The following is a 13,177-nucleotide window of genomic DNA, read 5'->3' as shown; positions in this document are numbered from 1 at the left end:
CTCAGCCCTCGCCCAGCAGCTTGCCGTCCGCGGTCTGGAACTGCTGCTTGAAGGACGCGACGGCGTCGCCGAGCGCCTGCAGCGTGTCGTCCGACATCTTGCCGCCCTCGACGATGCTGGTCATCAGACCCTTGTGGGCCTGGTGCAGGTAGTCGAGGAGCTCGCGCTCGAAGCGGCGGATGTCCTCCACCGGGACGTCGTCCATCTTGCCCGTGGTGCCGGCCCAGATCGAGACGACCTGGTCCTCGGTGGCGAACGGGGCGTACTGGGTCTGCTTCAGCAGCTCGACCATGCGCTTGCCGCGCTCCAGGGCCGCCTTGGAGGCCGCGTCCAGGTCGGAACCGAAGGCGGCGAACGCCTCCAGCTCACGGAACTGGGCGAGGTCCACGCGGAGCCGGCCGGACACCTGGCGCATGGCCTTGTGCTGGGCGGAACCACCGACACGGGAGACCGAGATACCGACGTTCAGGGCCGGGCGCTGACCGGCGTTGAACAGGTCGGACTCCAGGAAGCACTGGCCGTCGGTGATGGAGATGACGTTGGTCGGGATGAACGCCGAGACGTCGTTGGCCTTGGTCTCGACGATCGGCAGACCGGTCATCGAACCGGCGCCCATGTCGTCGGAGAGCTTGGCGCAGCGCTCCAGCAGGCGGGAGTGCAGGTAGAAGACGTCACCCGGGTAGGCCTCGCGGCCCGGCGGGCGGCGCAGCAGCAGGGAGACGGCGCGGTAGGCGTCGGCCTGCTTCGACAGGTCGTCGAAGACGATCAGGACGTGCTTGCCCTGGTACATCCAGTGCTGGCCGATGGCGGAGCCGGTGTAGGGGGCCAGGTACTTGAAGCCCGCCGGGTCGGACGCCGGGGCCGCGACGATGGTCGTGTACTCCAGGGCGCCGGCCTCCTCCAGCGCACCGCGCACGGACGCGATGGTGGAGCCCTTCTGGCCGATGGCGACGTAGATGCAGCGGACCTGCTTGTTCGGGTCGCCGGTGCGCCAGTTGGCACGCTGGTTGATGATCGTGTCGATCGCCAGGGCGGTCTTGCCGGTCTGGCGGTCACCGATGATCAGCTGACGCTGGCCACGGCCGATCGGGGTCATGGCGTCGACGGCCTTGTAGCCCGTCTCCATCGGCTCGTGGACCGACTTGCGGACCATGACGCCGGGGGCCTGCAGTTCGAGAGCGCGGCGGCCCTCGGTCTCGATCTCGCCGAGGCCGTCGATCGGGTTGCCCAGCGGGTCGACGACGCGGCCGAGGTACTTCTCGCCCACTCCGACGGAGAGCACCTCACCGGTGCGCTGCACCGGCTGGCCCTCCTCGATGCCGCTGAACTCGCCGAGGACGATCGCGCCGATCTCGCGCTCCTCGAGGTTGAGGGCGAGGCCGAGGGTGCCGTCCTCGAACTTCAGCAGCTCGTTCGCCATGGCCGAGGGCAGCCCCTCGACCTTGGCGATGCCGTCGCCGGCCAGGCTGACCGTACCGACCTCCTCGCGCGAGGCCGCGTCCGGCTTGTACGCCTGGACAAAGTTCTCCAGCGCGTCCCGGATCTCCTCCGGCCGGATCGTGAGCTCCGCCATGTGGGTTCCCTGCTCTCCTTGTTGGGCCCGAAGTATTTTTTCCCCAGGGGGCTTGCCCCGTGGGACACCGTCGGCCCAACTCGGGCCGTCAGTCATGCTCTTGAGTTGGTGGCTGGTCAGCCGGCCATCCGGCGGCCCGCGTCGGCGAGCCGGTCCGCGATGGTGCCGCTGATGACCTCGTCGCCGATGCGCACCCGGATGCCGCCGAGGACCTCCGGGTCCACGTCCAGGTTGAGGTGGACGTGCTTCCCGTAGATCCGGGCGAGGGCGTCGCCGAGGCGCTGCTTCTGCCGGTCGTTGAGCGGCACCGCGGAGGTGACCTCCGCGACGACGCGGCCCCGGCGGTCGGCCGCCAGCTTGGAGAGGGCGTTGAGCCCCGCTTCCAGGCTACGGCCTCGCGGTGCGGTGACCAGCCGGACGATCACCCGCTCGGTGACCGCGTCGGCCCGGCCGCCCAGCAGCGTGCGCAGCAGTTCGGCCTTGGCGGCCTTGCCGGCGACCTTGTCGGTCAGGGCGGCGCGCAGACCGGGGTTGGACTCGACGATGCGGCCGAAGCGGAACAGCTCGTCCTCGACGTCGTCCAGCCGGCCGGCCCGCTGGGCGGCGACCAGGTCGGCGCTCGCGGCCAGTTCCTCCAGCGCGTCCACCAGGTCGCGCGAGGACGACCAGCGGGAGCGGACCAGGCCGCTCACCAGGTCGGCGCAGTCCCCGCCGACCTGTCCGCCCAGCAGGCGGCCGGCCAGTTCGGCCTTGGCCTCGGCGGGCTGCGCCGGGTCGGTGAGGACCCGGCGCAGCGACACCTCGCGGTCGAGCAGCGCGGTGACGGAGGCGAGGTCCTCGGCGAGCTCGGCGGCGTCGGCCGAGGCGCTGTCCACCAGCGCGTCGAGGTTCTCGCGTGCCGAGGCCAGGGCCTCGCGGCTCGCTCCGTTCATCGGGTGACCTCAGCCTTCGTCGTGTCGGCCGGCTTGGCCTCGAGCGCGTCGAGGAACCGGTCGATGGTCCGTTCCTGTCGGGCGGAGTCCTTCACGGACTCGCCGACGATCCGGTCGGCCAGGTCGATGGCCAGCTGACCCACGTCCTGCCGCAGCGTCGCCGCAGCGGCCTGGCGGTCGGCCTCGACCTGGGCGTGGCCGGCAGCGATGATCTCCTCACGCTGCCGCTCGCCCTCGGCCCGCATCTCGACGACCATCGCGGCGCCCTGCTCCTGCGCCTCCTGGCGCAGGCGCGCGGCCTCGGTGCGTGCCTCGGCGAGCTGAGCCCGGTAGTCGTCGAGTACCTGCTTGGCCTCCTCCTCGGCGGCCTTGGCCTTCTCCAGGCCGCCCTCGATGGCCGCCCGGCGCTCGTCCAGGGTCTTGTTGAGCCCCGGGAGGAGCTTCTTGCCGAGGAAGCCGAGGACGATGAGGAAGGCGAGCAGACCGATGACGAGCTCCGGCATCGGAGGAAGGAACGCGGGTTCCTTGTCCGAGGCCAGGGATGCTGCCAGGGCGATCACATCAGTGCCTTTCGTCGCGTCAATGGTGGTCGTCTAGCCGGATCAGCTGGCGTAGACGAAGCCCATGACGAGGCCGATGAGGGCGAGCGCCTCACAGAGGACGAAGCCCAGGATCTGGTTGGCGCGGATCAGGCCGGCCGCCTCGGGCTGGCGGGCCAGGGCCTGGGTGCCGTTGCCGAAGATGATGCCGACGCCGACACCGGGGCCGATGGCCGCGAGGCCGTAACCGATGGAGGCCAGGTTGCCCTTCAGGGAAACGCCGTCGGCAAGGGTCTGGAGCGCAGCGGACATGCCGTTTCTTCCTTCTCTTTCACGGACCGGTGGGGGTTGGCCACCGGACGTCTGGGGGTCTGTTGGGGGGAGGACTGCTCAGTGGTGCTCGGCGAGAGCGCCCTGGATGTACGAGCAGGCCAGGAGGACGAAGACGTACGCCTGAAGGGCCTGGATGAACATCTCGAACATGGTCAGCAGGATGACCATCACGAAGGAGACGCCGGCGTAGGCGATGCCGATGCCGTTCAGCAGGTACCAGCTGGCGATGGTGAAGATCAGCAGCAGCACGTGGCCGGCGAACATGTTCGCGAAGAGCCGGACCGCGTGGGTGAAGGGCCGGATCAGCAGGTTGGAGAACAGCTCCAGGACCATGACCAGCGGGAGGACCCAGCCGAGTTCCTTGTTGTACCCGGTGATGTTCTTGAAGCCGCCGACGAAGCCGTGGCGCTTGAACGTCAGCGGAACCCAGATCAGGTAGACCAGCAGGGCGAGACCGGCCGGGTAGGCGATGATCGACGTCACCGGGAACTGGGCGACCGGGACGATCGACCAGAGGTTCATGATCCAGATGAAGAAGAACAGCGAGACCATGAGGGGGACGTACTTGTCGCCCTCCTTCTTCCCCAGGGCCTCGTAGACGATCCCCTTGCGGATGAAGTCGTAGCCCGCCTCGCCGACCATCTGGAGCTTGCCCGGCACCACCTTGGCGCGGCCGAAGGCGGCCCAGAGGAAGACGAGCACGACGGCCGAGCCCAGCACGGCCAGCAGCATCGGCTTGTTGACCTCGATGCCGCCGATCGTGAAGAGCGGTTCGAAGACGAAGGAGTGAAGGCCCGGTGTCGGGAAGCCGCACCCATCGAAGATGTGGCAGTCGGTCTCGAAGGCGAGCATCTGGTCAGCACTCACCGCGAGCTCCTTCAACATGGCGCATAGGTACGGCAACCTCGTTGTGTCGGCGCGGCAAGCAGCCACGGAACGGCACTGGACTGGTCTTACGGTTAGGGGTGCGGCAGGTCGGCCGGTGGCCGGCGGCCACCGCAGGCATCAGCTGGGCGGACCGCCGATGTGCTCCCGCGAAGAGCGGGGCTCCGGCCGTCTGCGTCCGCTGCACCTCAGATGGCACCGGACGATAGCAGGTGAGCGCGCGAGCACTTATCCCGGCCCTACCTGTCATGACGGGGACTCCGCCGGCGCGGACTTCTTCGCGTCGGCGGCGGCCTCGGGATCGACGTAAAGGATCTTCATCTTCATGTGGGCGCGCAGCTGAGCGGCGACCCAGACGAGGGTCGCGGCGAGCACCGCGAAGGCGAAGGCCCGGACGTTGAAGAGCGTGGTGTCCTTCAGCACGCCCAGGAGCACGGCGATCACGAGGAACTGCACGGCGTAGAGCGCGAGTCCCATCATCTGGAACACCTGCGGCCACTGCCGCGCCGTGCGCTGGAGCATGTACAGACCGAGCGACATGTTGGCCAGGGCGAGCGCGGTGCCCGCGACCGCTCCGACGGCCCCCTTGCCGCCCGCCAGTGCGAAGGCGACGGCAACGGCGACGATCCCCGCGGCTGCGGTCGGTACGGCGCACTGAAGTAGCGTTCGGGCGTCGTTGGCCTGCATGAAGGGTCTCTCCGGCGGAGTCGGGAGCAACGATTCGTCGGGGACGAGCGTATCCGGGGTTCGGCGCGTAGAAGCGCGGTGAAGAACCGCCGCACTACGGTCCTTCGGCTCTGCCACCGGCTTCGTGAACGGTATCACAAACTATTTGATGAGGCCTTTACCTATATCGTGTGCTGCCTGTCACACGCAAGAGTGAAGCCGCCCGTCAGGGGTCTGACGGACGGCCTGCTTTCTGCTAGGTGACTTCGGCTACGAACGGCCGCGGCCGGCGTCCCGTACGTCGCGGAAGCGCGAGCGGTCGCCGACCGCCGTGGCCCCGTGCAGACCCGCCGGCACGGGCTTGCGCTCCTCCGGCACGTCCTGCTCCTCCGCGGCCGGCGGGACCGGCGCGGACGGGGTGCCCTTGCGCCGGTAGCGCGGCGGGACCAGGTGCTCGGCCCAGCGCGGCGCCCGCGGGGTGAACCGCGGCATCAGCAGCAGGACCAGGCCCACCGCGCTCAGGGCCACGATTACCAGCAGGATCCGGCCGCTGGCCTCGGAATTCACCGAGTACGCCACCGTGCCGAACGAGATCAGCGCCGACCAGAAGTACATGATCAGCACCGCCCGGCTGTGCGAGTGGCCGATCTCCAGCAGCCGGTGGTGCAGGTGGCCGCGGTCGGCGGCGAACGGCGACTGGCCGTTCCACGTCCGGCGCACGACCGCCAGCAGCAGGTCGGCCACCGGCACCGCGATGATCGTCAGCGGCAGCAGCAGCGGCATGTAGACCGGCACCGTGGCCTGCACGGTCGCCTTCTCCGAGCCGGTGAAGGAGCCGAGCAGGTCGGGGTCGACCTGGCCGGTGATGGAGATCGCGCCCGCGGCCAGCACCAGGCCGATGAGCATCGACCCCGAGTCGCCCATGAAGATCCGCGCGGGGTGCATGTTGTGCGGGAGGAAGCCCAGGCACATGCCGATGAGGACCGCCGCGAAGAGCGTCGCCGGCGCGGCCGCCTCCACGTTGTGCCCGTACCAGAGCCGGTAGGCGTAGAGGAAGAACGCCGCCGCCGCCAGGCACACCATGCCCGAGGCGAGGCCGTCCAGGCCGTCCACGAAGTTCACCGCGTTGATGGTGATGACCACCAGGGCGACGGTCAGCAGCGTGCCCTGCATGGGGGTGAGCGCCACCGTGCCGATGCCGGGCACCGGGAGCCAGAGGATGGTCAGGCCCTGGAGCACCATCACGCCGGCCGCGATCATCTGGCCGCCCAGCTTGACCAGGGCGTCCACGCCCCACTTGTCGTCCAGCACGCCCAGCAGCCAGATCAGCCCGGCCCCGGAGAGCAGGGCCCTCGGCTCGTTGGACGTCTCGAAGACGGGCTTGAGGTTCGGCAGGTGCGAGGCGACCAGCAGCCCCGCGCACAGGCCGCCGAACATGGCGATGCCGCCGAGCCGCGGCGTCGGTTCGCGGTGCACGTCACGCGCGCGGATCTCCGGCATCGCACCCGCCATGATCGCGAACTTTCGCACCGGGCCCGTGAGCAGATAGGTGACCGCCACGGTGACGCACAGCGTCAGCAGGTATTCACGCACGGGCTGCCCCAGGGATCTCGCCGGACATCACAGCCCACCACCATATTCGCGTCCGGTCCGGTTCCGTGAATGCGGATGAAGACGTTCACCACCCCCTGATGGTTGCAAACGATCAGTTCCGCGCAGGATAGGGCGGGAACGCCGCCGTCAGGTGGGCGACCTCCTCCCGGAGCCGGCCGGCCGGCTCCGTGCCCCGCAGCGCGGCGCCCATCAGCGCCGCGACCCGGACCATCTCCGCCTCGCCCATGCCCTGGCTGGTGACCGCCGCCGTGCCCAGCCGCAGCCCGCGCGCCGGTCCCCGGCCCAGGCCGCAGATGTCGAGCACGATGCCGGCGCCCGCCAGCCGGCCGCGGGCCGCGGTGGCGTCCAGGCCGAGCGGCCCCGCGTCGGCCGTCACCAGGTGGGTGTCCGTGCCCCCGGTGGCGACGGCCAGGCCCTCCTCGGCCAGCGCCGCGGCGAGCGCCCGGGCGTTGGCCACCACCTGATGGGCGTACGCGGTGAACGCCGGCGTCGCCGCCTCCCCGAAGGCGACGGCCTTGGCCGCCACGGTGTGCATCAGGGCGCCGCCCTGGACGAACGGGAACACCGCCCGGTCCATGCGGTCCGCCAGCCGCGACCCGCACAGGATCATCCCGCCGCGCGGCCCGCGCAGCACCTTGTGCGTGGTGGCGCACACCACGTCGGCGTACGGCACCGGATTGGGCGCCGCTCCCCCGGCGACCAGGCCGATGGGGTGCGCGGCGTCCACGATGAGATGGGCGTCCACCTCGTCGGCGATCTCGCGGAAGAGCGCGTAGTCGGGATGGCGCGGGTACGACGTCGAGCCGCAGACGATCGCCCGGGGCCGGTGCGCCAGCGCCAGGGCGCGCAGCCGGTCGTAGTCGATGAGCCCGGTGTCGGGGTGGACCCCGTAGCCGGTGAAGTCGAACCAGCGGCCCGAGAAGTTGGCCGGGGAGCCGTGGGTGAGGTGCCCGCCCTCCCGCAGCCCCATGGCCAGCACCTTGTCGCCCGGCCTGAGCAGCGCCGCGTAGGCGGCCAGGACGGCGGCCGAGCCGGAGTGCGGCTGGACGTTGGCGTGCTCGGCGCCGAACAGCGCCTTGGCCCGGTCCGTGGCGACGCGCTCGGCCAGGTCGGCCACCTCGCAGCCGCCGTGGTGACGGGCGCCCGGATAGCCCTCGGCGTACTTGTTGGCCAGCGGCGAGGCGAGGGCCGCGAGCACCGCGGGCGAGGTGAAGTTCTCCGCGGCGATCAGCTGGAGGTCCGTGGCCTGGCGCTCGGCCTCGGCGAGCAGGATGCCCGCCATCTCGGGATCCTGCCGCAGCAGCGTCTCCGACGCGGTGCCGGCGCTGGAGGGAACGGAGGTGACGGACATCGCGGGCTCCGTGCGGTGGGCGGGTGAGCCGTGCTCACCACCCAATGTAGGCCCGCGCCCGGGGCTATGCAGAGTGCCGGTCGGCCGGGATGCCGGTGAGCGCGGTGAGGACCGGGTCGAGCGCCAGGTTGATCTCGTCCCCGATGGAGCGGAAGAAGGTGATCGGGGCGCCGTAGGGGTCGTGGACCTCGTCGGCCTCCGCGTCCGGCGCCAGCAGCCAGCCGCGCAGCGCGGCCGCGGCCTGGACCAGGGCGCGGGCCCGGGCGACCACGCCGCCGGGGTGGACGGGGTCGGGGAGGGTGACCGGGTCGATGGCCCGCACCAGCCGGGTGAACTCCTTCAGCGTGAAGGTGCGCAGGCCCGCCGAGTGGCCCATGGAGATGACCTGGGCGCGGTGGTCGCGGGTGGCGGTGAGGACCAGGTCGGCGCGGATGACGTGCTCGTCCAGCAGCTCACGGCCCATGAAGCCGTGCGCGTCGGCGCCGAAGTCGGCGAGCACGGTGGCCGCGTGCGCCTCCATGGGCGCGCCCTCGTGTCCCCAGGTGCCGGCGCTCTCCACCACCAGGCCGCCGGCGCCCGGATCGCCGAGGCGCTCCATCAGGGCATGGCGGGTCAGCCGCTCGGTGATGGGCGAGCGGCAGACGTTGCCGGTGCTGACGTGGAGGATGCGGAAGATGTCGGTGCTCGTCTCCGGTCCCGCTATGCCACGCCCCTGCGGGGCGATCAATTCGCCACCTCGAGGTCGGGTACCACCTCGCGGAGCTGCTCCGCGCCGATCGCGCCGGCGCGCAGCAGCACGGGCACCTTGCCGGTGACGTCGACGATGGAGGACGGCACGTCGGCCGGGGTGGGGCCGCCGTCGAGGTAGACCGAGACGGAGTCGCCGAGCATCTCCTGGGCGGCGTCGCAGGTCTGCGGGGCCGGGTGGCCGGTGAGGTTGGCACTGGAGACGGCCATGGGGCCGAACTCGGTGAGCAGCTCGATGGCGACCGGGTGCAGGGGCATGCGGACGGCGACGGTGCCGCGGGTCTCGCCCAGGTCCCAGGTCAGCGACGGCTGGTGGTTGGCGACCAGGGTGAGCGCGCCGGGCCAGAAGGCGTCGACGAGCTCCCAGGCCTGCTCGGAGAAGTCGGTGACGAGCCCGTGCAGGGTGTTCGGGGAGCCGACGAGGACGGGCGAGGGCATGCCCCGGCCGCGGCCCTTGGCCTCCAGGAGGTCACCGACGGCCTCGCGGCTGAAGGCGTCCGCACCGATGCCGTACACGGTGTCGGTGGGCAGCACGACCAGCTCGCCGCGGCGGACCGCGGCGGCCGCTTCGCGCAGACCGGTCCTGCGGTCGGTCGCGTCGCCGCAGTCGTATCGCCGAGCCATTAGCCAACCTCCTCGAACGGGAAATCTGTGTCTGTCGCCGTCGTCACGGCATCGCCTTCCGGGCCGTCGCGAACCGGGGCCGGTTGTTGAGGTCGGGGTGATCGGCCGCGTCGGCCCAGCCCCGCTCCTCGGTGAAGATCCACGGCACCTGGCCGCCCTGGGTGTCGGCGTGCTCGATGACGACGACGCCGCCGGGGCGCAGCAGCCGGTGGGCGGTGCGCTCCAGGCCGCGGATGGTGTCCAGGCCGTCCTCGCCGGAGAAGAGGGCGAGCTGCGGGTCGTGGTCGCGGGCCTCGGGGGCGACGTACTCCCACTCGGTGAGCGGGATGTACGGCGGGTTGCTGACGACCAGGTCCACCTGGCCGTCGAGCTCGGGGAGCGCGGTGAGCGCGTTCCCGTGGTGCAGCTGGACGCGCGAGCCCTCGACGTTCTTGCGGGCCCACGCGAGGGCGTCCTCGTCCAGCTCGACGGCGTGCACCCGGGAGCGGGGCACCTCCTGGGCGAGGGCCAGGGCGATGGCCCCGGAGCCGGTGCACAGGTCGACGATGAGCGGCTCGACGACGTCCATGGCGCGCACGGCGTCTATGGCCCAGCCGACGACCGACTCGGTCTCGGGGCGGGGCACGAAGACGCCGGGGCCGACCTGGAGCTCCAGGTAGCGGAAGAAGGCGCGGCCGGTGATGTGCTGGAGCGGTTCGCGGGCCTCGCGGCGCGCGACGGCCTCCCAGTAGCGCGCGTCGAAGTCGGCGTCGGCGACGAGGTGCAGTTCACCGCGTTTGACGCCGTGGACGAAGGCGGCGAGCTCCTCCGCGTCGAAGCGCGGGGAGGGTACGCCGGCGTCGGCCAGCCGCTGGGTGGCCTGGGCCACCTCGGCGAGCAGCAGGTTCACTGGACCTTCCTCCTGTAGCGCTCCATGACGAACTCCCGGGGTTCCGTACGCTCCGCGCGCTGGGTGCGCGGGATTACTGGGTGGCGGCGAGCTTGGCCGCCGAGTCGGCGTCGACGCACGCCTGGATCACCGCGTCCAGGTCGCCGTCCAGCACCTGGTCCAAGTTGTACGCCTTGAAACCGACGCGGTGGTCCGAGATGCGGTTTTCCGGGAAGTTGTAGGTCCGGATCTTCTCGGAGCGGTCCACGGTGCGCACCTGGCTGCGGCGGGCGTCGGCGGCCTCGGCCTCGGCCTTCTCCTGGGCGGCGGCGAGCAGCCGGGAGCGCAGGATGCGCAGGGCCTGCTCCTTGTTCTGGAGCTGGCTCTTCTCGTTCTGGCAGGAGGCCACGACGCCGGTCGGCAGGTGCGTGATGCGCACGGCCGAGTCGGTGGTGTTGACGGACTGGCCGCCGGGGCCGGACGAGCGGTAGACGTCGATGCGCAGGTCGTTGGGGTTGATCTCGACGTCGATCTCCTCGGCCTCGGGCGTGACGAGCACGCCGGCGGCGGAGGTGTGGATGCGGCCCTGGGACTCGGTGGCCGGCACGCGCTGGACGCGGTGCACGCCGCCCTCGTACTTCAGCCGGGCCCAGACGCCCTGGCCGGGCTCGGGGGTGATGTTGCCCTTGGTCTTGACCGCGACCTGGACGTCCTTGTAACCGCCGAGCTCGGACTCGGTGGCGTCGATGATCTCGGTCTTCCAGCCGACGCGCTCGGCGTAGCGCAGGTACATCCGCAGCAGGTCACCGGCGAAGAGGGCGGACTCGTCGCCGCCGGCGCCGGCCTTGACCTCCAGGATGACGTCCTTGTCGTCGCTGGGGTCGCGCGGGATCAGCAGCAGGCGGAGCTTCTCGGTGAGCTCCTCGCGCTGCTTCTCCAGCTCCTTGACCTCGGCGGCGAAGTCGGGGTCGTCGGCGGCGAACTCGCGGGCCGTCTCGATGTCGTCGCCGGCCTGCTTCCAGGAGCGGTAGGTGCCGACGATCGGGGTCAGCTCGGCGTAGCGCTTGTTGAGCTTGCGGGCGTTCGCCTGGTCCGCGTGGACGGCGGGGTCGGCGAGCCGCTGCTCGAGGCCGGCGTGCTCGCCGACCAGTTCCTCGACTGCCTCGAACATCAAGATTCCCTAGCTGAGATGACGGACGGACCTGCTGGACGACAAAGCGCCGGTGCGGCCCTCCCCCGCACGCGGGAGAGGGCCGACCGGCGCAAGCGGGCCGCTACTTCTTGGCGGCACCGGCGTTCTTGCCGAAGCGGGCCTCGAACCGCGCCACACGGCCACCGGTGTCGAGGATCTTCTGCTTGCCCGTGTAGAACGGGTGGCACGCGGAGCAGACCTCGGCACGGATGGTGCCGCCGGCGATCGTGCTACGCGTGGTGAACGAGGCGCCACAGGTGCAGCTGACCTGGGTCTCGACGTACTCCGGGTGGATGTCGCGCTTCAAGGGTTCTCCTAGTTTCGGGAGGGCACCGGGTCGCAGGGCGGGATTGCCCTCCGTGAACCGGGGCCGACGTACCAGTCTGCCAGTCCTGGCCGTATCCCCCAAAACGGGGGGTGGGGCCCCGGTATTCCCGGGGCCCCCGGCCGCTACTTGACCACGCCGTCCGCGTCGGTCTTCGTCCCCTCGCCGCTCTTGAGGGCGGACTCGGGGATGGGCTTGTCGTCGTGGAGCGCCTTCCAGACCAGCTTGGCCTCGGGCAGCGGCGCGACGCGGTTCTTGTCCAGCGGGTCGGCGCCGACAGGCAGTGTCGTCATGTGCATGTCCTCGGAGCCGATGCCCTTGAGCCCGTTGGCGAAGGTGAGCAGCTTGTCGACCGAGGCCAGGTCGGAATCGGTGGTGAGCGCCTTGGTGGCGGTGTCGGCGATCCCGTAGAGCTTGGCCGGGTTGGTGAACAGCCCGACCGACTTGACCTGGTCGAGCAGCGCCTTGATGAAGGCCTGCTGGAGCTTGATGCGGCCCAGGTCGCTGCCGTCGCCGACGCCGTGCCGGGTGCGCACCAGCCCCAGGGACTGCTCGCCGTTCAGCCGGTGGGTGCCCGCGGGGAGGTCGAGGTGGCTCCAGCGGTCGCGGATCCGCTTGGTGGTGGTGACCTCGACGCCGCCGAGCTTGTCGATGAGCTTCTGGAAGCCGGCGAAGTCCACTTCGAGGTAGTGGTCCATGCGGATGCCGGTCATGGCCTCGACGGTCTTGACCGCGCAGACCGCGCCGCCGACCGAGTAGGCGTCGTTGAACTGGGCGCGCCGGACGGCCGGGCTGGCCTTCCCGTTCTTCCCGTCGAGGGGCTGGCACTCGGGCCGGGGAACCATGGTGTCGCGGGGAATGCTGACGACGCTGGCCTTCTTGTGACCGGCGTAGATGTGGACGATCATCGCGGTGTCGGAGCGGGAACTGCCCTCGTCGCGGCCGTACTTGTCGTTGTCGCCGGCCCGCGAGTCCGAGCCGAGGACGAGGATGTCCTGCGAGCCGTTGTCCACGTTGTCGGGGCGGTCGGTGCCGAGGGCGGAGTTGATGTCGACGCCGTGCAGGTTGCCGTTGAGCTTGAAGTAGGCGTACCCGATGCCCGAGCCGCCCAGGACGACCACCGCGGTGGTCGTCCAGAGGGCTATTCGCCAGCCCTTGCGGCGCTCGCGGGGCTTGCGCCGGCGGCCACGGGGCCCGCCGGGCCGCCGGCGGCGCGCGCCGGCCCTCGTACCCCTGCTCTCGTCCGCCATACGTTCCTCAGTCCTCCGCTGGTTCGGCTTCCCCCTGCCGTCGTGGAACTCAGACGGCGAGGTCTGCGACAGGGTTGCACGGAGCCGTGTGAGGGCTTTCTTAGGAACGGACCGCCGGGCGGGCCGCCGCGGAATCATCCGCACCCCCTGCCACCTGCGTTTTCGCCCGTTACGACGCGACTTGCGCAGCCTCGTTCCGGACGATGCCCCTGTGGCGGATGTCTCAGAAGGTCACGGGGAGGACTCGGCAAGATCACGACAGGAAAAAGCGGAACCCC

At 70.7% G+C, this 13,177-nt stretch carries 14 protein-coding genes; all 14 read right to left on the bottom strand.

The genetic code is table 11. From position 1 onward, the window contains the following. Position 1: 1 nt before the first annotated feature. The 14 genes from atpA to I5Q34_RS05105 all read right to left on the bottom strand — a co-directional run bounded on the left by atpA (position 2) and on the right by I5Q34_RS05105 (position 12,899). Positions 2–1,573 carry a F0F1 ATP synthase subunit alpha gene (gene atpA / locus I5Q34_RS05170; RefSeq protein WP_199890947.1) on the bottom strand — a complete coding sequence of 524 codons (1,572 nt, stop codon included), beginning with the start codon at positions 1,571–1,573 and terminating at the stop codon, positions 2–4. A gap of 116 nt (positions 1,574–1,689) precedes the next feature. Then, on the bottom strand, positions 1,690–2,505 hold the full coding sequence (locus tag I5Q34_RS05165) for a F0F1 ATP synthase subunit delta (protein ID WP_199890946.1): 816 nt from the start codon (positions 2,503–2,505) through the stop codon (positions 1,690–1,692). Next, a complete protein-coding gene (locus I5Q34_RS05160) occupies positions 2,502–3,065 on the bottom strand; it encodes a F0F1 ATP synthase subunit B (protein ID WP_199890945.1) in 564 nt (187 codons plus the stop codon). The genes I5Q34_RS05165 and I5Q34_RS05160 overlap by 4 nt, the downstream gene beginning before the upstream one ends. Before the next feature lie 42 nt (positions 3,066–3,107). Continuing rightward, positions 3,108–3,356, bottom strand: a complete 249-nt coding sequence (locus tag I5Q34_RS05155; protein WP_199890944.1) for a F0F1 ATP synthase subunit C — start codon at positions 3,354–3,356, stop codon at positions 3,108–3,110. 78 nt (positions 3,357–3,434) lie between these two features. After that, the gene (gene atpB, locus I5Q34_RS05150; RefSeq protein WP_199891315.1) at positions 3,435–4,229 is read right to left on the bottom strand and encodes a F0F1 ATP synthase subunit A; all 795 of its coding nucleotides are present in this window, start codon (positions 4,227–4,229) and stop codon (positions 3,435–3,437) included. Positions 4,230–4,508: 279 nt separating this feature from the next. Continuing rightward, the gene (locus tag I5Q34_RS05145) at positions 4,509–4,949 is read right to left on the bottom strand and encodes a hypothetical protein (RefSeq protein ID WP_199890943.1); all 441 of its coding nucleotides are present in this window, start codon (positions 4,947–4,949) and stop codon (positions 4,509–4,511) included. A gap of 249 nt (positions 4,950–5,198) precedes the next feature. Then, positions 5,199–6,521, bottom strand: coding sequence for an MraY family glycosyltransferase (locus tag I5Q34_RS05140; RefSeq protein WP_277965649.1), 1,323 nt, complete (start codon positions 6,519–6,521; stop codon positions 5,199–5,201). A 112-nt stretch (positions 6,522–6,633) separates the two neighbouring features. After that, on the bottom strand, positions 6,634–7,893 hold the full coding sequence (glyA, locus tag I5Q34_RS05135; RefSeq protein ID WP_199890942.1) for a serine hydroxymethyltransferase: 1,260 nt from the start codon (positions 7,891–7,893) through the stop codon (positions 6,634–6,636). A gap of 64 nt (positions 7,894–7,957) precedes the next feature. Further along, the gene (locus tag I5Q34_RS05130; protein WP_199890941.1) at positions 7,958–8,620 is read right to left on the bottom strand and encodes a protein-tyrosine-phosphatase; all 663 of its coding nucleotides are present in this window, start codon (positions 8,618–8,620) and stop codon (positions 7,958–7,960) included. Further along, positions 8,617–9,264 carry an L-threonylcarbamoyladenylate synthase gene (locus I5Q34_RS05125; RefSeq protein ID WP_199890940.1) on the bottom strand — a complete coding sequence of 216 codons (648 nt, stop codon included), beginning with the start codon at positions 9,262–9,264 and terminating at the stop codon, positions 8,617–8,619. The genes I5Q34_RS05130 and I5Q34_RS05125 overlap by 4 nt, the downstream gene beginning before the upstream one ends. A gap of 43 nt (positions 9,265–9,307) precedes the next feature. Further along, positions 9,308–10,153, bottom strand: coding sequence for a peptide chain release factor N(5)-glutamine methyltransferase (prmC, locus tag I5Q34_RS05120; protein WP_199890939.1), 846 nt, complete (start codon positions 10,151–10,153; stop codon positions 9,308–9,310). A 73-nt stretch (positions 10,154–10,226) separates the two neighbouring features. Then, entirely contained in the window at positions 10,227–11,303 is a 1,077-nt protein-coding gene (prfA, locus tag I5Q34_RS05115) for a peptide chain release factor 1 (RefSeq protein ID WP_199890938.1), read from the bottom strand. A 103-nt stretch (positions 11,304–11,406) separates the two neighbouring features. Then, on the bottom strand, positions 11,407–11,631 hold the full coding sequence (gene rpmE / locus I5Q34_RS05110; protein WP_199890937.1) for a 50S ribosomal protein L31: 225 nt from the start codon (positions 11,629–11,631) through the stop codon (positions 11,407–11,409). Positions 11,632–11,774: 143 nt separating this feature from the next. Next, positions 11,775–12,899 (bottom strand): LCP family protein, encoded by a 1,125-nt coding sequence (locus tag I5Q34_RS05105; RefSeq protein WP_199890936.1) that lies wholly within the window; start codon positions 12,897–12,899, stop codon positions 11,775–11,777. Positions 12,900–13,177 lie beyond the last annotated feature (278 nt).

Origin of the sequence: Streptomyces sp. AV19, from assembly GCF_015999245.1 — a bacterium.
Taxonomy (GTDB): Bacteria; Actinomycetota; Actinomycetes; order Streptomycetales; family Streptomycetaceae; genus Streptomyces.
Note: the sequence above shows the minus strand (reverse complement) of the source record. Positions and strands in the feature narration are given on the sequence as shown.

Coding starts and splice junctions, on each gene's coding strand:
- atpA (WP_199890947.1), bottom strand. CDS start 1,573: ATGGCGGAGCTCACGATCCGGCCGGAGGAGATCCGGGACGCGCTGGAG.
- I5Q34_RS05165 (WP_199890946.1), bottom strand. CDS start 2,505: ATGAACGGAGCGAGCCGCGAGGCCCTGGCCTCGGCACGCGAGAACCTC.
- I5Q34_RS05155 (WP_199890944.1), bottom strand. CDS start 3,356: ATGTCCGCTGCGCTCCAGACCCTTGCCGACGGCGTTTCCCTGAAGGGC.
- atpB (WP_199891315.1), bottom strand. CDS start 4,229: ATGCTCGCCTTCGAGACCGACTGCCACATCTTCGATGGGTGCGGCTTC.
- I5Q34_RS05145 (WP_199890943.1), bottom strand. CDS start 4,949: ATGCAGGCCAACGACGCCCGAACGCTACTTCAGTGCGCCGTACCGACC.
- glyA (WP_199890942.1), bottom strand. CDS start 7,893: ATGTCCGTCACCTCCGTTCCCTCCAGCGCCGGCACCGCGTCGGAGACG.
- I5Q34_RS05125 (WP_199890940.1), bottom strand. CDS start 9,264: ATGGCTCGGCGATACGACTGCGGCGACGCGACCGACCGCAGGACCGGT.
- prfA (WP_199890938.1), bottom strand. CDS start 11,303: ATGTTCGAGGCAGTCGAGGAACTGGTCGGCGAGCACGCCGGCCTCGAG.
- I5Q34_RS05105 (WP_199890936.1), bottom strand. CDS start 12,899: ATGGCGGACGAGAGCAGGGGTACGAGGGCCGGCGCGCGCCGCCGGCGG.